Genomic DNA, 18,120 nt, shown 5'->3' on the forward strand with positions numbered 1-18,120 from the left:
CATGGCACATCTTCTCGGGGCAGAGGCCCTTCATCTCGAATATCCGACGAGGGTCGTCTTCGACTCCGTGACCCTCGGCATCGAAGAAGGTGACCGCATCGGCATCGTCGGCCGCAACGGCGACGGCAAGTCGAGCCTGCTCGGGATGCTCGCCGGCATCAAGGAGCCGAACTCCGGACGTGTCACCGTGCGCGGCGGCACCACGATCGGCGTCCTCTCGCAGGCCGACACGCTCAGCGACGACCTGACGATCAGCGCGGCAGTCGTCGGCGACACCCCTGAGTACGAGTGGGCGGGCGACCCCCGCGTCCGCGACGTGATCGAAGGGCTGCTGAAGGACCTGCCGTGGGATGCCGAGATCGGCTCTCTCAGCGGTGGCCAGCGGCGCCGTGTGTCCCTCGCCAAGCTGCTGACCGGCGACTGGGACGTCATCGCCCTCGACGAGCCCACCAACCACCTCGACGTCGAGGCGATCACCTGGCTCGCCGGACACCTCAAGAAGCGGTGGAGCCCGAACTCCGGAGCGCTCCTGGTCGTGACGCACGACCGGTGGTTCCTCGACGAGATCTGCACCGAGACCTGGGAGGTGCACGACCGCATCGTCGAGCCCTTCGAGGGCGGGTACGCGGCCTACATCCTGCAGCGCGTGGAGCGCGACCGCATGGCGGCCGCCACCGAGGCCAAGCGCCAGAATCTGGCCAAGAAGGAGCTCGCCTGGCTTCGCCGAGGAGCGCCGGCGCGCACGGCGAAGCCCAAGTTCCGCATCGACGCGGCGAACGAGCTGATCGCCGACGTCCCCGAGATCCGCGACAAGGTGTCGCTGCAGTCGCTGGCCGTCTCGCGCCTCGGCAAGGACGTCGTCGACCTCCTGGACGTCGGGGTGACCTATCCGACCGTCGACGGCGGCACGCGGGAAGTGCTGCGCGACGTCGAGTGGCGCATCGCGCCGGGGGAGCGCACCGGCATCCTCGGTGTCAACGGCGCAGGGAAGTCGACCCTGCTCGGACTCATCTCCGGCACCGTCGATCCCACCGTGGGCCGCGTGAAGCGCGGCACGACGGTCAAGGTGAAGACGCTGACCCAGCGCCTGGACGAGCTCGAGGACCTGCGGCGCGAGCCTGTCCGCGTCGTGATCTCGCGGCTGCGCACCTCGTACACGATGGGGTCAGGATCGAAGGCGCAGGAGCTCACCCCGGGGCAGCTGCTCGAACGGCTCGGCTTCGACTCCGCGCAGCTCTCCACCCCGGTGAAGGACCTCTCCGGTGGTCAGCAGCGCCGCCTGCAGCTGCTGCTCGTGCTCCTCGACCAGCCCAACGTGCTGATCCTCGATGAGCCCACCAACGACCTCGACACCGACATGCTCGCGGCGATCGAGGACCTGCTCGACTCCTGGTCGGGCACCCTGCTGGTCGTCAGCCATGACCGCTACTTCCTCGAGCGCGTGACCGACCAGCAGTTCGCGATCCTCGACGGGCACCTGCGGCACCTGCCAGGCGGGGTCGACGAGTACCTGCGACTGCGCCAGCTGCAGACCTCGGCGCCCGGCCGGTCGCAGACGGCCGTCAACACCGAGAAGAAGGCCCCCAGCCTCGACGGCGCAGCCCTCCGCGCTGCGCAGAAGGAGGTCTCGGCTCTGGAGCGCCGCATCCAGAAGCTCACGCAGCAGGTCGACAAGGCGAAGACCGCACTGGCCGACCATGATCAGTCGGACTTCGCGGGCCTCGGCGACAAGATGAAGGCGATCAGCGATCAGCAGGCCGAGATCGAGGAGCTCGAGCTCCGCTGGTTCGAGCTGACCGAAGAGCTCGACTGACGCGAACGCTCGCGATTCTGCCGCCGCGGGAATACGGTGGCAGTCGAATGCGCTGTGCTCTGGGCGGGATTCGATCCGATCCGGGATCGCACAGCCTGATCCTGCGGTACCCGGGAGGTTCGGATGGAAGGACTCGAGGTCACCGTCCTGATCGGACTCACGATCCTCATCGGCACGCTGTTGGCGCCACGGATTCGGCTCGCGCTGCCGCTGGTGCTGGTCATCTTCGGCCTGCTGCTCGGCTTCGTCCCTGAGCTGCGTGAGATCCAGCTGCCGCCGGAGACGGTGCTTCTGCTGTTCCTGCCGGTGATGCTCTTCTGGGAGAGCCTGACCACGTCGTTGCGCTCGATCAGGCGCGACTTCCGCTACATCCTTCCGATGAGCACCCTGCTGGTCGTGGGATCCGCCTTCGCCGTCGCCGGCGTCGGAGTGCTGTTCGGGATGCCGTGGGAGACCGCCCTCATCCTCGGTGCCGCCGTGGCGCCCCCGGATGCGACGGCGGTCGCCGCCCTCGGCAGGCTGCTGCCTCGACGCATGTTCATGAAGCTCAAGGCCGAGAGCCTGACCAATGACGGCACGGCGCTCGTGCTGTACGCGATCGCGGTCTCGCTCGCCCTCGGCGGCAACATCACTCCGCTGTCGGTCACCATGTCGGTGCTCACCTCGTATGTCGGGGGCATCGCCGCCGGCGTCGTGATCGCCGCGCTCGGCTACCTGCTGATGCGGCGGACCTCGTCGACCATCGTCATCAACGTCGCCCTCCTGCTCATCCCGTTCTCCGCGTTCCTCCTCGCCGAGATCGTGCACGCATCCGGTGTGCTCGCGGTGGTCGTCGCCGGTCTCATCGTCGCGTACGTGTCGCCCCGTGTCACGACAGCATCGTCCCGACGTCAGGCGGATGCCGCCTGGCCGTTCGGCGTCTTCCTGCTCAACGGCGCGCTCTTCGTGCTGATCGGCCTCGAGGTGCAGTTCGTCGCGCACGAGATCTCGGCCGCCGCCATCGGACGCCTGGTGCTGATCACGCTCGCAGTCTGGGTGACCTTGCTCGTCGTGCGCTACCTGTTCCAGGTGATGAACGTCCCGTTCCAGCGGCGGGCGGGGACCCGACCGTCGCCGGGCCTCCGGGCACGGTCCATGGCGGTGTCGACGGTCGCCGGCATGAGAGGCGCCGTCTCCCTCGCCATCGCGCTGTCCGTGCCGGTGGCCAGCGCGACCGAGGGCGAGATCGCCGGACGTGACGAGATCGTGTTCGTGACAGCCGGTGTGATCCTGCTCAGCCTGCTCGTGCAGGGCCCGCTGCTGCCCGCCGTGGTGCGGTGGGCACGGTTCCCGGTGGACCACATCGAGGACGAGGAGTACGAACTCGCGGAGCGGACGATCTCGGGTGCGGCACTCGCGGCCCTCGACGACCTCGCCGTCGAGCACGGTGTCGGGCAGGAGATCCGCGACAAGGTGCGCGCCGAGGGCTATCAGATGCTCGAGTTCTCGAACGCCCGCGCCCTCGCACGGGAGCAGGCGATCATCGATGCCGAGGCGCAGGCCCTCGACGTGCTGCTCGACGAGCCGGACCCGCTCGGACGCGGGCAGCAGATCGGCGGGGGAGCGGACGCGGACTCCGCAGACGACGGCTCATCAGAAGGCGGCCCAGGAAGCGAGGGCCCGGATGCCGCGCAGGTGCTGCGGCAGCCGGAGATCGCCGTCATCGGGGGAGACGGGGACGGCACCGAGGGCGAGGTCAGGACCCTGCAGATGCTCGCCACCTCGGCGGACGTCGACGTGATGCAGCGCTCGCCGCTGCTGCGCCACGAGGAGCACACGCGGCTCAAGCTCGCGCTCATCGACCGCAAGCGGGAGGTGCTGCTCGGACTGCGCAGGGACGGCACGGTCGACGACCTCGTCGTGCGCCGGATCTCGGCGCGGCTCGACCTCGAACAGGTGCGTCTGCAGGGCATCGAGGAGTACGACTGAGAGCTGTGACGCTCTGTGACGCTCGATTGTCGTCGACGACGTCGCCCTGCCTAACGTATTCGAGTCCCCCAAGAGAGGAACCCGAACACTCATGTCCATCACCGCATCCCGTCGGACCACATCCGTCATCGCCGCGCTCGCCGCGGTCCCGCTCTTCGTCGCCCTCGCAGGCTGCGCCACCGCATCCTCCGACGCCGGCTCCGGCGGCTCCGGCGCCTCCGAGGACGAGACGGTCAAGATCGGCGTCGTCGGCAAGGGAGACGCACAGTGGGCTCCTTTCGTCGAGGCAGCCGCTGACGAGGGCATCACGGTCGAGCTTGTCGACTTCGGCTCGTACGAGCAGCCCAACCCGGCGCTCACCGAGGGCGAGATCGACCTCAACCAGTTCCAGCACATCGTGTACCTCGCCGAGTACAACACCGCGTCCGGGTCCGACCTGACCCCGATCGGCTCGACCGCGATCTACCCGCTCGGTCTGTACTCGCAGAAGTTCGACGACGTCGACGACATCCCCGAGGGAGAGACCGTCGCGGTTCCGGATGACGCGTCGAACCAGGCCCGCGCCCTGCTCGTGCTGCAGTCGGCCGGCCTGATCGAGCTCAAGAGCGGCGGAACCATCTTCTCCGACCTCTCCGACGTCGACACCGACAAGTCCAAGGTCAAGGTCACCGCGCTCGAGGCCGCACTGATCCCGACCTCGCTGCCGGACGTCGCCGCGGCGATCATCAACAACGACTTCGTCGAGGATGCCGGCCTGACGTTCGAGGACGCGATCGCCCAGGACGACCCGGAGGACCCGAACGCGCTGCCGTACGCGAACATCTTCGCCGCTCGCGCCGAGGACGCCGACAACGAGACGTACCTCAAGCTCGTGGAGATCTTCCAGACGAACGAGGACGTCCAGGCCGGTCTCCTCGAGTCCTCCGGCAACACCGCGGTGCCGCTGCAGACCCCGGTCGAGGATCTGGTCGCCTCGCTGAAGAAGGTTCAGGAAGACACCGAGGCCAACAAGTAAGTCGAGCCGGGGAGAACCACACCCCGTCGATGAGGGAGAATCGGGTGGCGCTTCGTGCGTCACCCGATTCTTCGTTCCCGAAGCAGACCGGAGCAGCCCATGCCGATCGTCACCCTGACGAACGTCTCCAAGTCCTATCCGCCGCGCACCCGTGACGAGTCCGAGGTCGTGGCCGTCGACGACGTCACCCTCTCGATCGAGAAGGGCGACGTGTTCGGCATCATCGGATACTCCGGTGCCGGCAAGTCGACGCTTGTGCGTCTCATCAACGCCCTCGAGCCGGCGACGAGCGGCACCATCACGGTCGACGACGTCGACATCACCGCGCTCAGGGAGAGCGAGCTGCGCAAGGTCCGCGGCGGCATCGGGATGATCTTCCAGCAGTTCAACCTGTTCGCCTCGCGCAGCGTCAAGGCCAACATCGCCTACCCGCTGAAGCTGGCCGGCTGGTCGAAGGCCGACATCGATGCGCGGGTGACTGAGCTGCTCAGCTTCGTCGGCCTCGCCGACAAAGCCAAGGCCTTCCCCGAACAGCTGTCCGGTGGGCAGAAGCAGCGCGTCGGCATCGCACGCGCGCTCGCCACGGGGCCGGCGATCCTGCTCGCCGACGAGGCGACCAGCGCACTGGACCCGCAGACCACCCACGAAGTGCTCGACCTGCTCAAGCGGGTCAACCAGGAGCAGGGCGTGACGATCGTGGTGATCACGCACGAGATGGACGTCATCCAGACCATCGCCACCAAGGTCGCGGTGATGGAGAACGGTCGGGTGATCGAGCAGGGCGACGTGTTCGACGTCTTCTCGGCGCCGCAGAACCCGGCATCCCAGCGCTTCGTCGGCACGGTCGTGAAGGGCGTGCCGACGCCGTCCGAGCGGGCGGTGCTGCGCGAGCGCCACCAGGGACGTCTCGTGACCTTCTCGTTCCGCGACGGCGACACGTCGCAGGCTCAGGTGTTCCTCGACCTCGCCGGTGCCGGGCTCGACTTCGAGCTCGTGTACGGCGGCATCAACGACATCCGCGGGCGGGCCTTCGGGCATCTGACGCTCGCGATCCGCGGTGAGGACGCGGTGATCGACCGGACCCTCGAACAGATCGGCCAGCGCGTCGAAGTGACCGAGATCGCCGAAGAGGAGGCGCGCTGATGGATCGTCTGAACGAACTGTGGCCCGATCTGTGGAAGGCCGCTCTCGAGACGCTGTACATGACGTCGTTCGCCCTCGTGCTCGGCGGCATCCTCGGCCTCGCGATCGGTGTCATCCTGTACGTCACCCGCCCCGGCGGGCTCGCCGAGAACCGCGTCATCGCGGTGATCGCGAACCTGGGCGTCAACTTCTTCCGGCCGATCCCGTTCGTGCTGTTCGTCGCGGTCGCCCAGCCGTTCGCGCGGGTGGTGGTCGGCACGGGTATCGGCACGACAGCCGGTGCGTTCATGATCGGTCTCGCCGCAGCCTTCGCGATCGGCCGCATCGTCGAGCAGCACCTCGTGTCCGTCTCGCCCGGCGTGATCGAGGCGGCGCGCGCGATGGGAGCGGGGCCAGCCCGCATCCTGTTCACCGTGGCGATCCCGGAGTCCCTCGGCCCGCTCATCCTCGGCTACACGTTCATCGTCGTGGCTCTGATCGACATGACGGCGATGGCAGGACTCATCGGCGGCGGCGGCCTCGGCGCGTTCGCCCAGATCTACGGCTTCCGGCAGTTCGAGCCCGTCGTCATGTGGACCGCGATCGTGCTGATCGTCGTCTTCGTGCACCTCGTGCAGCTGCTGGGCACGTGGCTGGCGCGCAGGATCATGCGCCGCTGAGGGGGGCCTCCTGCAGCGTGCGCGTCGTGGTGAAGACCCGCGGCGCGCCGCTGAGCGGATCGACGAAGTGCAGTTCGCGCGCGAGCAGCTGCATCGGGTGGTCGAAGTCATCCGGATGCTCGCCGGTGAGCTGCGGATAGAACGGATCGTTGAGGATGCCGAGCCCGAGCGCTGCGAGGTGCACCCGCAGCTGATGCATCTTGCCGCTGTGCGGACGCAGCAGCGTGTGCACGACGCGCTCGTCTGCGTCGATCACGTCGATGAGCGTCTCGGCGTTGGGCTCGCGTTCGTCGTCGACCTGCACCTTCAGCTCGTTGCGGAGCTTCACGATGTGGTTGCGGTACACGAGGGGGAAGCGCGACGCGTCCCAGTCGGTCGGGCGGGCCGACACCGCCTCGTAGACCTTCTGCACCTGCCGCGTCTCGAACAGCAGCTGGTACCGCCCTCTGGTGGCTGGGCGAGCCGAGAACATCAGGATCCCGGCGGTCGCCCTGTCCAGGCGGTGGATCGGCGCGAGCTCGGGATTGTCGAGCAGATTGCGCAGCCGCACCAGCGCCGAGTTCTGCAGGAACCGGCCGCCGGGGATGGTCGGCAGGAAGTGCGGCTTGTCGATGACGACCAGGTCCTCGTCCTGATGCAGGACCTCGATCTCCACCGGCATCCGGGTCTCGACGGGGGGATCCCGGTAGTACCAGATGAACTCCTCCGCGCCGAGCGGCGTGTCCCTCGCCAGCGGACGACCGTCCCGAGCCACGATCTCGCCGCGGTCGAAGCGCGACAGCAGCCCCTCAGGATCGAGGTGGAAGAAGCGCTCGATCATGTACGCGGCCACGGTCGGCCACTCGCCGCGCAGCGGCACGTGCAGGCGCGTCGCGCCGACGCCGTCGCGCACCGGAAGGGGGGAGAGCATGCCCATCCGCTCAGCCCCTCACGCGTCGAAGCTCAGGCTGAGCTTGCGCAGCAGGCCGGCCAGTCGGTCGCGGTCACCGCGCGAGAGCGCCTGCAGCAGGTCGTCCTCGACATCGACGAGGCGGGTGATGGCGGCATCGACCCGGATGCGCCCGTCGTCGGTGAGAGTGACGAGCACGCTGCGTCCGTCGGCGGGGTCCGCCTCCCGCCGCACGAACCGGCGGGTGACGAGCCGGTCGATGCGATTCGTCATGGTGCCACTGGAGACCAGGGTCTGCTGCAGCAGCTGCTTGGGCGACAGCTGGAACGGTGCGCCGGCGCGGCGCAGGGCCGAGAGCACATCCCACTCCCAGGCCTCGAGGTCGCTGCGCCGGAACACATCACGGCGGGCCCGGTCGAGCAGCCGCGTCAGCCGGTCCATCCGCGACAGCACCTCGAGAGGCGAGAAGTCGAGGTCGGGGCGCTGCGTGTTCCAGGCGCCGACGATCCGATCAACCTCATCAGCCTCTGTCATCCGTCCATTATCGCGGTTCGCACACGGGCGGACGTGGCAGACTTGACCAGCGGCTCCCTCTGGGGGTCGCGGTCCGCCGTGGTGTAATGGCAGCACGACAGCCTTTGGAGCTGTTAGGTCTAGGTTCGAGTCCTGGCGGCGGAGCATGACTGGGAACAATCTCGCCATCATCATCCTCGCCGCCGGCCAAGGCACCCGTATGCGCTCGCGCCTCCCCAAGGTGCTGCACCCGATCGGCGGACGGCCGCTCGTCGGGCACGTCCTCACGACCGCCGGTCGGCTGGAGGCATCTCACGTCGAGGTCGTGGTCAGGCACGAGCGCGACCAGGTCGTCGCCGCGCTCGAGAAGGACTACCCCGACGCGGTGTTCATCGACCAGGACGAGGTGCCAGGCACCGGTCGTGCGGTGCAGGTCGCGGTGGATGCCCTGCCGGACGACTTCGACGGCGACGTGCTCGTCCTCTCCGGTGACTGCCCGCTCGCGGACGCCGACACGCTGCGCTCGTTCCTCGATGCCCACCGTTCGGCAGAGGCGGAGGCGACGCTCATGACCGCGGTCGTCGAGGACCCGACCGGCTACGGACGCGTCATCCGCGACGCGGACGGCGGGGTGGACCGCATCGTCGAGCAGAAGGATGCCAGCGCCGATGAGGCTTCGGTGCGTGAGATCAACGCCGGCATGTACGTCTTCCGCGTCGGGACGCTGCGCAAGTACCTGCCCTCGGTCGGCGTCGATAACGCGCAGGGCGAGATGTACTTGACGGACGTGCCAGGGCTCCTCCGCCGCGACGGCAGCCGTGTCGCGGCATCCGTCGTCTCCGACGTCACCGTCACCTACGGCGTCAACGACCGGGCGCAGCTCGCCGAGGTGGGCCGACTGCTCAACCGCCGCATCGTGCGCCGCTGGCAGCTCGAGGGCGTCACCGTGATCGACCCGGCGACGACGTGGATCGACGACGACGCCACTCTCGCGCCCGACGTCACCGTCCTCCCGAACACCCACATCCTGCGGGCCACCACGATCGCCGAGGGTGCCATCATCGGCCCGGACACGACACTCGTGGACTGCGAGGTCGGGGCGGATGCCATCGTCCGCCGCACGGACGCCACTCTCGCCGTGATCGGCGCCGAGGCCACCGTCGGACCCTTCTCGTTCCTCCGCCCCGGCACCGTGCTGGGCGCCAGGGGCAAGATCGGCGCCTACGTCGAGACGAAGAACGCCGAGATCGGGGAGGGCAGCAAGGTCCCGCACCTCTCGTACGTCGGCGACGCGACCATCGGACGCGGCGTGAACCTCGGCGCGAGCACGATCACCGCGAACTACGACGACGTGAACAAGCATCGCACCGTGGTCGAGGACGAGGTGCACACCGGCTCGCACACGACCCTCGTCGCGCCCGTTAGGCTGGGAGCCGGCGCCAAGACAGGTGCCGGAGCGGTCGTCCGCAAGGACGTCCCCGCCGGATCCCTTGCCATGAGCGTCGCCCCTCAGCGCAACATCGAGGGTTGGGTCGAGAAGAACAGAGCAGGCACGGGCGCGGCAGACGCCGCAGCCCGATCCCGAGTGGCGGAGTAGGCAAACGATGGCGCGCAAGAAGAAGACCGTCGATCTGGACCGGGACAACGGCATCGCTCCGGGTCTCGTCGCCAAGACCAAGAAGCGGCTCGTCGTCGCGGGAGGCCGCTCGCACCCCGAGCTGACCGCCGCCGTCGCGAACGCACTGGGTACGGAGGTCGTGCCGACGGAGCACCGGACCTTCGCCTCCGGAGAGATCTACGCCCGGTTCGAGGTGTCGATCCGAGGCTGCGATCTGTTCCTGATCCAGACCTTCGGCGAGCCGGTCAACGAGTGGCTCATGGAGACGCTCATCATGATCGACGCGGCCAAGCGCGCCTCCGCGAAGCGCATCACGGTCGTCGCCCCGTACTATCCGTATTCGCGTCAGGACAAGAAGGGCCGTGGCCGGGAGCCGATCAGCGCCCGTCTCGTCGCCGACCTGCTGAAGACGGCCGGTGCCGACCGCGTGATGAGCGTCGACCTGCACGCCGCTCAGATCCAGGGCTTCTTCGACGGTCCCGTCGACCACCTCTTCGCGAAGCCCGTCCTGATGGACTACTTTCAGCGCACGCTCAGCCCCGAGGACCGCAAGATCCTCACCGTGGTCTCGCCCGACATGGGCCGGGTCAGGGTCGCAGACACCTGGTCGGACAGCCTCGGCGCCCCGCTCGCCATCATCCACAAGCGTCGCGACCCGAAGGTCGCGAACCAGGTCTCCGTGCACGAGATCGTGGGCACCGTCGAGGGTCGCACCTGCCTCCTGGTCGACGACATGATCGACACCGGCGGCACGATCGTGAAGGCCGCGCAGGCGCTCAAGGCGAACGGCGCGCACCGCGTGATCGTCGCTGCGACCCATGCGATCTTCAGCGACCCGGCATCCGAGCGCCTGCAGGACGCCTCGATCGACGAGGTCGTCATCACCGACACCATTCCGCTCACGGAATCCCGTCGGTGGGACAAGCTGACGATCCTGCCGATCGCTCCGCTCCTCGCACGCGCCATCCACGAGGTCTTCGAGGACGGATCCGTCACGAGCATGTTCGGCGGCGACGCGTAAGCGTTGCGTCGGACAGCCCATATATCGGACACAGCCCGCGCATAGAAGACGTCCCTACGGTCGAGACATCACATCGATCAAGGCCGGAAGGACCATCATGATCCGCACGACTGTTCCGACTTCTGTTCGCAAGGGCGCAGCCCTCGCCGGCGTCGCAGGGCTTCTCGTCCTCGCAGGGTGCTCCGGCACCGCCGACGCCGAAGACCAGTCCACCGACACCGGCACCGATTCGAGCACGGAGTCGACCGACTCCGGTGCGTCGGCCGGCGACTACACCGACGGCACCTACACTGCCGACGGCTCGTACCAGACGCCTGAGACGGTCGAGAAGATCAGCGTCACCCTCACGATCGCCGACGGGCTCGTCGAGGACGTCGAGGTGACAGGCGACCCGCAGGCTCCCGAGACCGAGCGCTACCAGGGCGAGTTCATCGACGGCATCGCCGATGAGGTCGTGGGCAAGTCGCTCGATGAGATCGAGGTCAGCCGGGTCGCAGGTTCGTCGCTCACCAGCGGCGGGTTCAACGACGCCGTCGGGTCGATCAAGGAGCAGGCCGCCGCCTGAGGCGCCTGACACGTGCATGGCGATCTGGCGTTTCGACGCGATCGGCACGGTGTGGGAGATCGAGACGGCGCGGGAGCTCGTGGCCGATGACCGCGACAGGGTCGCCGGCGAGATCGAGCGCTTCGACCGTGAGTGGTCCCGGTTCCGGGCGGATTCGTCGGTGGCCCGGGTCGGCCGCCACGGCGGGTCGCTCGTCTCCTCGGATGCCGGCGCGATGCTCGACGCCTACCGCGAGCTCTCCTCGGCGACCGCCGGTGCGGTCAACCCGCTCGTCGCGGACAGTCTGAACGCGCTCGGGTACGACGCGTCGTACTCGCTCGCCGCATCCGAACCGGTCGCGGCGCCCGACGACTGGACAGATCGGCTCCAGTGGACGGCGGGGGAGGCCGTGGCATCCGCTCCTGCCCTTCTCGACGTCGGAGCCCTCGGCAAGGGACGCCTGGTCGATCTCGTCCTCGCAGCGCTCGCGCACGTCCCCGGCGATCTCGTGGTGGATGCCGGGGGAGACCTCGCGGCACGTGGAGCGCCCGTGCGGGTGGGGCTGGAGCATCCGTACGACACACGCAAGGCGATCGGCGTCGTCGAGCTGCAGGATGCCGCCCTGTGCGCCTCGGCCGTCAACCGCAGGGCTTGGGGCGACGGTCTGCACCACGTCCTGGATGCCCGCACCGGGGTCCCGGTGCGCTCCTGGGCCGCCACCTGGGCGATCGCCCCCGACGCGATGAGAGCGGATGCCGTCGCGACCGCTCTGTTCTTCGACGGAGGTCCGGAGCTCGCAGCCTCCTGGGGCGTCGAGTGGGTGCGCATGACGACCGACGGACGCGCGGAGCGCTCACCCGGCTGTCCTGCTGAACTGTTCACCGCGCGCCCCTAGGGCGGCGAAGTAGGGAAGAGTGGAACCGTGATCACCTCCATCACCGCCCTTCGGCAGCGGGTCCTCGCGCTGCTCGGCAGTCTCTCGATGTATCGCCTGGTGCTGTTCGCGCTGCTCGCGCTCGCCGTCATCGCCATCGTGCTGTCGGCGCTCGGGGTGATCGTCTCGCCAACGCCGCTCGAGATCGTCGCCTCCTTCGTCGTGCTCTCGGTCGTCATCTCGCTCGTGGATGCCGCGGCGCAGCGCATCCTGCGGCTGCCCTGGCGCATCGAGTCGTCACTCGTCACCGCGCTGATCCTGCTGTTCGTGCTGCGTCCGGGCGTCGAGCCGGCCGCGCTGCTGGGGCTCGCCATCGCGGGGGCGATCGCGAGCCTGTCGAAGTACCTCATCGCCTGGCGCGGCCGCCATATCCTGAACCCGGCGGCATTCGGGGCCGCGGTCGTGTCGATTCTCGGCTCCTTCGGGGCACTCGAGTGGCTGGGCACCTCCTCGTCCTGGTGGGTCGGGACGCCCTCGCTCTTCCTCCCCGTCGCCGTGCTCGGCCTCGCGGTGCTCTGGCGCACCGAGAAGGTGCGGATCGTCGTCGTCTTCCTCGTGGTCGCAATCGCGGTGTCGGTGGCTCGGCAGGCGGTGCAGGCGCAGCAGTTCGACATCGATTTCGAACTCGGATCCGCTCTGTCGTTCGCCGTGTTGCAGTCGCCCTTCCTCTTCCTCGGGGCGTTCATGCTGTCGGAGCCGCTGACCCTCCCGCCGCGACGGTGGCAGCAGTTCTCGGTCGCCGCTCTCGTCGGCGTGCTCGCCGGGTGGCCGATCGCGGTCGGCTCCCTGTTCACGCTCGGGCAGGAGCGCGCGCTGCTCATCGGCAACCTGCTCGCGTTCGCCTTCGCGCTGCGCGGCTCGGTGCGCCTCGTGCTCGAGAAGCGGCGCTTCATCACGCCGACCGCACAGGAGCTGACTTTCCGGGCGAAGGGGCCGGTGAAGTTCCTCCCCGGTCAGTACCTCGAGCTCGACGTTCCGCATCGTCGAGCCGACGCCAGGGGCACCAGGCGTGAGTTCAGCATCGTCTCCGCGCCGGCAGATCTGCCGACGCTGCGCATCGCGTACAAGGACGGCGATCAGAAGCATCCGTCGAGCTACAAGCGTGCTCTCGCGGCTGCAGAACCCGGCTCCGCGCTCGCCGTCACCGGCACCTGGGGTGACTTCCTCCTGCCGCGTTCGGATACACCGGTACTCATGGTGGCGGCCGGGATCGGTGTCACGCCGTTCGTGTCGCAGCTCCGGCAACTGCAGCTCACCGGACAGCAGCGCGACGTCGTGCTCGTGTATGTGGCGTCGGACAGCTCGGAGTTGGCGTTCCGCGATGAGCTCGCCGCGACCGGTGCACGGGTGGTCGTGTTCACGCGCGATGAGCCGGAGAACCTTCCCGCGCACTGGACGTGGGCGCAGGGCGCACGACTGGATGCCGCAGGGCTCGAGCGCTATGTGCCGGATCTCGGTGAGCGGCACTCGTACATCTCCGGTCCGCCGCGCCTGATCGCCGACCTCGCTCCCGCGTTGCAGAAGGCCCGCTCGCTGACGACAGACGCCTTCGCCGGGTACTGACGCGGCGCCTTTCGGTGCCGCGGCCGGTGCAGGACGACGGCGCGAATTCAGGACGAGTTCCGTCGATCGGTCCTGAACTCGCGCGGTCGTCCTGCACTCGCGCGGTCGTCCTGCACTCAGGCGGTGGCCTCGCGCATGCAGGGCAGGTCGTCGGCAGGGCCAGGGAGGCAGCAGGCCGCGCCTCCCGCGGCATCCGGGTCGGTCGGCGGAGCCGGGATGGGGTGCGGCCATGAACGTCATAGCCGCCGGCCCTGACTCGAATGCAGGAGGACGGCTCGGAATCAGGACGGAATTTGTCCGTTCGTCCTGAACTCGCGCGGTTGTCCTGCTTTCGTGCCGAGGCCGCGCAGGGGAAGCAGGTGGCGGCCCGCGTGAAGCACCGATCGGCTTCGCCGGCGGCAGGCCGCAGCCCCGAAACGGCTTCCGGGAGTCGATCCGCGGAAGCCGGGATGGGATGCGGGCACTCAGCGTCATGGCCGCTGGCGCGAATGCAGGAGAACAGCTCGGAATCAGGACGGAATTTGTCCGTTCGTCCTGATCTCGCACGGTCGTCCTGCTCTCGCGCCGCGGCCCCGCGGCGAGCAGACCGAGGCCCCGCGGGCGGACGCGATCAGTCCGCGGAAGCGGGGCTGATCGGGATGCGGACGGCGAAGGTCGTGGCCCCCGGCTCGCTGTCGACCGTGATCTGGCCGCCGTGGCCCCCGACGATCGCCTTCACGATCGCGAGGCCCAGGCCGGTGCCACCGGTCTGACGCGCCCGCGAGCTGTCACCCCGAGCGAATCTGCCGAAGAGCTCGTCGCGGACGTCCGGGTCGATCCCGGGACCATCGTCGTGCACCCGCAGCACCGCGTCGTCGCCCTCACGGCTCACGCTGAGCGTGATCGATGTACCCGCAGGGGTGTGGGTGCGGGCATTGGCGAGGAGGTTCGCGACGACCTGATGCATCCGTCCCGCGTCGCCGATGACGACGATCGGCTCGTCAGGGACCTCGATCTTCCAGTGATGATCGGGTCCGGTCGGTCGGGCATCCGACAGCCCCTCGAGCGCGAGCTGCGTGAGGTCGACGGTGCCGTAGACCAGCTCTCGCCCCTCGTCGAGGCGAGCCAGCAGCAGCAGATCCTCCACGAGGCGGGTCATCCGCAGCGACTGGGCCTGGATGCGTTCGAGAGAGGTCGTCGTGCCCTCGATGACCGCCGGTCCCGTCTGCTGCTTGAGGGCGCGCAGCGACAGCTCGGAGTATCCGCGGATCGACGACAGCGGAGTGCGCAGCTCATGGCTCGCGTCGGCGACGAAACGCCGCATCTGCTCCTCGTTCTTCTGCCGCGCGGCCAGGGAGTCATTCACGTGGTCGAGCAGCGTGTTGAGGGAGGCGCCGACGAGCCCGGTCTCCGTGCGCGGATCCGCCTCGAACGCCGGTACGCGCTCGGTGATCTTGACCTCACCTCGATCGAGGGGCTGGTTGGCGACGCGAGTCGCCGTGGCCGCGACGGCACGCAGTGGCCGCAGCCCCACCCTGATCGTGATCGCCGTCGTCAGGGCGAGGAGGATCAGGCCGCCGATGGTGGCGAGCGCGATCACGGTGAGCAACGTCGTCAGTTGATTCTGGATCTCGGTGCGGGGGAGGCCCGTCACCACATTGGCACCGTTGGCGGCTTTCTGCGCGACCAGCATGTACGACCCGAACTCCTTGAGCGAGACCGTCCCGATCGCGCGTCCCGCGAGCGAGTCGTTGATCTGCGCGAGCTCGGCGTCGGTGAGGTCCGCCGTCGCCCCGATGTTCTGCGCCGCGTCGGTGAAGACCGCCCCGCTCGTGCCGCCCTCGACACTCGACACCGCGAACAGCAGTCCCGGCACCGGGTTGAGCCGCGGCCGGATGGTGTCGACGGTCGTGGCCTCCTCTGGATACGACCCGACCAACTGCGTGATCTGCCCGGAGTAGATCTTCAGGCGGTCCTGCAGCTGGAGCTCGAGCGTCGCCCCGAGCGTCGCGCTGGTGATCACGGCGACGATCACGAGGATGAGCGAGACGAATCCGATCACGGCTGTCATCAGCCGCGTCTGCAGGCTCATCGGCCGTCGCGTCATCCTCGCATCGCTCACTGAGGCGCCTTGATCATGTAGCCGACGCCGCGCACCGTGTGCAGCAGGGGAGTGCGGCCGGCGTCGATCTTCTTGCGGAGGTAGGAGATGTACAGTTCCACGACCGACGACTTGCCGCCGAAGTCGTAGCTCCACACGCGGTCGAGGATCTGCGCCTTCGACAGCACACGGCGCTCGTTGCGCATCAGGTAGCGGAGGAGCTCGAACTCGGTCGCCGTGAGCTCGATCTCGGTGCCGTCGCGCATGACCTCATGGCTGTCCTCGTTGAGGGTGAGGTCGGCGACGCGCAGGATCGACTGGCCGTCGTCTGCTGTCGCGTGGCCGGTACGGCGGATGATCGCGCGGAGCCGGGCGATGACCTCCTCGAGGCTGAACGGCTTCGTGACGTAGTCGTCGCCGCCCGCGGTGAGGCCCGCGACGCGGTCGCCCACGGCATCCTTCGCCGTCAGGAAGAGCACGGGGACGAGGCTGCCGGACTCGCGAAGGCGGCGCAGCACCGCCATGCCGTCGAGGTCGGGCATCATGATGTCGAGCACCAGGGCGTCCGGCTCGAACTCGCGCGCGACCTGCAGCGCCTCGAGACCCGATGATGCTGTGCGCACCTCCCAGCCCTCCATGCGGAGCGCCATCGCGAGCAGATCGGTGAGCATCTGCTCATCATCGACGGCGAGGATGCGCAGGGGAGAGCCGTCGGGGCGGCGCAGGTCGGGGAGGTCGGTGCTCATGACTCCATTCTGCGGAATCTCCTATGGGTTTTCTATGGAGACCGCTATGCGTCTGCTGGGAGACATGACGTCGACCACCCCGCGCATGACGAAGGCCCCGGCGTGGACGCCGGGGCCTTCGTCGTGCTGCGGACGCGCTCAGTGCGTGTCTTCGGCCTCGATCTCGGTGCGGTCACCGGACCACTGCGTGTGGAACGTGCCCGGCTTGTCGATGCGCTTGTAGGTGTGCGCGCCGAAGAAGTCGCGCTGGCCCTGCACGAGGGCGGCCGGCAGGCGGTCGGCGCGGATGCCGTCGTAGTACGACAGCGACGACGAGAACGCCGGGGCGGGGATGCCGGCCTGAGCAGCCGTCACGACGACTCGACGCCAGGACGCCTGGCCGCGGGTCAGCGCCTCGGCGAAGTACGGCGCTGTCATGAGGACGGGCAGTTCGGGGTTCTCGGCGTAGGCGTCCGCGATGCGGTTGAGGAACTGCGCGCGGATGATGCATCCACCGCGCCAGATCTTGCTGATCGCGCCGAGGTCGATGTTCCAGCCGTACTCGGCGGCGCCGGCGCGGATCTCGTCGAAGCCCTGCGAGTAGGCGACGATCTTCGACGCGTACAGCGCGAGACGGACGTCTTCGATGAAGGCGGCCTCATCGGTGACGACGAACTCCTCGTCGGGGCCGGGCAGGGCGCGAGCGACCTCACGCTGCTCCGGGTGCGACGACAGCGAGCGGGCGAACGTGGCCTCGGCGATGCCCGAGACCGGGACGCCGAGTGAGAGGGCCGTCTGCACGGTCCAGGCGCCGGTGCCCTTGGCGCCGGCCTGGTCGAGGATGACATCGACGAGCGGCTTGCCGGTCTCGGCATCCACCTGGCGCAGCACCTCTGCGGTGATCTCGATCAGGTAGGACTCGAGCTCGCCCTTGTTCCACTCGGCGAAGATCTCGGCGATCTCGGCGGGGGACTTGCCCGTGCCGCGGCGGATGAGGTCGTATGCCTCGGCGATGAGCTGCATGTCGGCGTACTCGATGCCGTTGTGCACCATCTTCACGAAGTGCCCGGCGCCGTCGTGCCCGACGTGCGTCACGCACGGCTCGCCCTCGGCGATCGCGGCGATGGACTTGAGGATCGGGCCGAGGGTGATCCAGGACTCGTCCGAGCCACCCGGCATGATCGAGGGGCCTGTGAGCGCGCCCTCCTCGCCGCCCGAGATTCCGGCGCCGACGAAGTTGATGCCCGTCTCGCGGACCGCCTTCTCGCGGCGGATCGTGTCGGGGAAGTAGGCGTTTCCGCCGTCGACGATGATGTCACCGGGCTCGAAGACCTCGACGAGCGAGTCGATCACGGCGTCGGTCGGGCCGCCGGCCTTGACCATGATGATCGCGGTGCGCGGCTTCTGCAGCGAGTCGGCGAACTCCCGGTAGGTCTGTGCGGGGATGAAGCCGGCCTCAGGATGCTCGGAGACGAGCGTCTCGGTCTTCTCGTAGCTGCGGTTGAAGATCGCCACCGTGTTGCCCTCGCGGCTGGCGAGGTTGCGGGCGAGGTTCGAACCCATGACGGCGAGTCCGACGACTCCGATGTTCGCTGATGCTTCGGGCACAGATGGCTCCTAGATCGAGAAGAAGGG

General features: G+C 68.5%; 15 protein-coding genes and 1 tRNA gene. 11 read left to right on the forward strand and 5 right to left on the reverse strand.

The genetic code is table 11. The annotated features are described in order from the left end of the window. Nucleotide 1: 1 nt before the first annotated feature. From BLW44_RS06660 to BLW44_RS06680, 5 genes are all read left to right on the forward strand, one after another. Nucleotides 2-1,813: an ABC-F family ATP-binding cassette domain-containing protein gene (locus tag BLW44_RS06660; protein WP_060928687.1), complete on the forward strand. Its 1,812-nt coding sequence runs from the start codon at nucleotides 2-4 to the stop codon at nucleotides 1,811-1,813. 123 nt (nucleotides 1,814-1,936) lie between these two features. Continuing rightward, entirely contained in the window at nucleotides 1,937-3,781 is a 1,845-nt protein-coding gene (locus BLW44_RS06665) for a Na+/H+ antiporter (RefSeq protein WP_060928688.1), read from the forward strand. A gap of 91 nt (nucleotides 3,782-3,872) precedes the next feature. Continuing rightward, complete coding sequence (locus tag BLW44_RS06670) at nucleotides 3,873-4,796, forward strand: MetQ/NlpA family ABC transporter substrate-binding protein (protein ID WP_060928689.1); 924 nt, start codon at nucleotides 3,873-3,875, stop codon at nucleotides 4,794-4,796. 99 nt (nucleotides 4,797-4,895) lie between these two features. Beyond that, nucleotides 4,896-5,939, forward strand: coding sequence for a methionine ABC transporter ATP-binding protein (locus tag BLW44_RS06675; protein ID WP_060928690.1), 1,044 nt, complete (start codon nucleotides 4,896-4,898; stop codon nucleotides 5,937-5,939). Then, complete coding sequence (locus BLW44_RS06680) at nucleotides 5,939-6,598, forward strand: methionine ABC transporter permease (protein WP_060928691.1); 660 nt, start codon at nucleotides 5,939-5,941, stop codon at nucleotides 6,596-6,598. The genes BLW44_RS06675 and BLW44_RS06680 overlap by 1 nt, the downstream gene beginning before the upstream one ends. Here the strand turns inward: BLW44_RS06680 and BLW44_RS06685 are convergent. Both BLW44_RS06685 and BLW44_RS06690 read right to left on the reverse strand, forming a co-directional pair. Then, nucleotides 6,585-7,508 (reverse strand): pseudouridine synthase, encoded by a 924-nt coding sequence (locus BLW44_RS06685; protein WP_217632039.1) that lies wholly within the window; start codon nucleotides 7,506-7,508, stop codon nucleotides 6,585-6,587. The genes BLW44_RS06680 and BLW44_RS06685 overlap by 14 nt on opposite strands. Nucleotides 7,509-7,526: 18 nt before the next feature. After that, complete coding sequence (locus BLW44_RS06690; RefSeq protein ID WP_074731654.1) at nucleotides 7,527-8,021, reverse strand: MarR family winged helix-turn-helix transcriptional regulator; 495 nt, start codon at nucleotides 8,019-8,021, stop codon at nucleotides 7,527-7,529. A 72-nt stretch (nucleotides 8,022-8,093) separates the two neighbouring features. Between BLW44_RS06690 and BLW44_RS06695 the strand changes: the two genes are divergently transcribed. The 6 genes from BLW44_RS06695 (at nucleotide 8,094) to BLW44_RS06720 (ending at nucleotide 13,680) form a co-directional block, all read left to right on the forward strand. Next, a tRNA-Gln gene (locus BLW44_RS06695) sits at nucleotides 8,094-8,165 on the forward strand. A 1-nt stretch (nucleotide 8,166) separates the two neighbouring features. Continuing rightward, the gene (gene glmU, locus BLW44_RS06700; RefSeq protein WP_060927799.1) at nucleotides 8,167-9,597 is read left to right on the forward strand and encodes a bifunctional UDP-N-acetylglucosamine diphosphorylase/glucosamine-1-phosphate N-acetyltransferase GlmU; all 1,431 of its coding nucleotides are present in this window, start codon (nucleotides 8,167-8,169) and stop codon (nucleotides 9,595-9,597) included. Between the two features lie 7 nt (nucleotides 9,598-9,604). Next, nucleotides 9,605-10,639 (forward strand): ribose-phosphate diphosphokinase, encoded by a 1,035-nt coding sequence (locus tag BLW44_RS06705; RefSeq protein WP_060927800.1) that lies wholly within the window; start codon nucleotides 9,605-9,607, stop codon nucleotides 10,637-10,639. Between the two features lie 97 nt (nucleotides 10,640-10,736). Further along, entirely contained in the window at nucleotides 10,737-11,204 is a 468-nt protein-coding gene (locus tag BLW44_RS06710) for an FMN-binding protein (protein WP_060927801.1), read from the forward strand. A 16-nt stretch (nucleotides 11,205-11,220) separates the two neighbouring features. After that, the gene (locus tag BLW44_RS06715) at nucleotides 11,221-12,078 is read left to right on the forward strand and encodes an FAD:protein FMN transferase (RefSeq protein WP_060927802.1); all 858 of its coding nucleotides are present in this window, start codon (nucleotides 11,221-11,223) and stop codon (nucleotides 12,076-12,078) included. Nucleotides 12,079-12,105: 27 nt separating this feature from the next. Continuing rightward, nucleotides 12,106-13,680 (forward strand): FAD-dependent oxidoreductase, encoded by a 1,575-nt coding sequence (locus BLW44_RS06720; protein ID WP_060927803.1) that lies wholly within the window; start codon nucleotides 12,106-12,108, stop codon nucleotides 13,678-13,680. Nucleotides 13,681-14,290: 610 nt separating this feature from the next. Here BLW44_RS06720 and BLW44_RS06725 read toward each other — a convergent pair. The 3 genes from BLW44_RS06725 to gndA all read right to left on the reverse strand — a co-directional run bounded on the left by BLW44_RS06725 (nucleotide 14,291) and on the right by gndA (nucleotide 18,093). Beyond that, on the reverse strand, nucleotides 14,291-15,751 hold the full coding sequence (locus BLW44_RS06725; protein ID WP_082724593.1) for a sensor histidine kinase: 1,461 nt from the start codon (nucleotides 15,749-15,751) through the stop codon (nucleotides 14,291-14,293). Nucleotides 15,752-15,777: 26 nt separating this feature from the next. Further along, nucleotides 15,778-16,506 (reverse strand): response regulator transcription factor, encoded by a 729-nt coding sequence (locus BLW44_RS06730; protein ID WP_060927805.1) that lies wholly within the window; start codon nucleotides 16,504-16,506, stop codon nucleotides 15,778-15,780. Between the two features lie 138 nt (nucleotides 16,507-16,644). Then, nucleotides 16,645-18,093 (reverse strand): NADP-dependent phosphogluconate dehydrogenase, encoded by a 1,449-nt coding sequence (gndA, locus tag BLW44_RS06735; RefSeq protein WP_060927806.1) that lies wholly within the window; start codon nucleotides 18,091-18,093, stop codon nucleotides 16,645-16,647. Nucleotides 18,094-18,120 lie beyond the last annotated feature (27 nt).

The sequence above is a fragment of the Microbacterium hydrocarbonoxydans genome, from assembly GCF_900105205.1.
GTDB lineage: Bacteria > Actinomycetota > Actinomycetes > Actinomycetales > Microbacteriaceae > Microbacterium > Microbacterium hydrocarbonoxydans.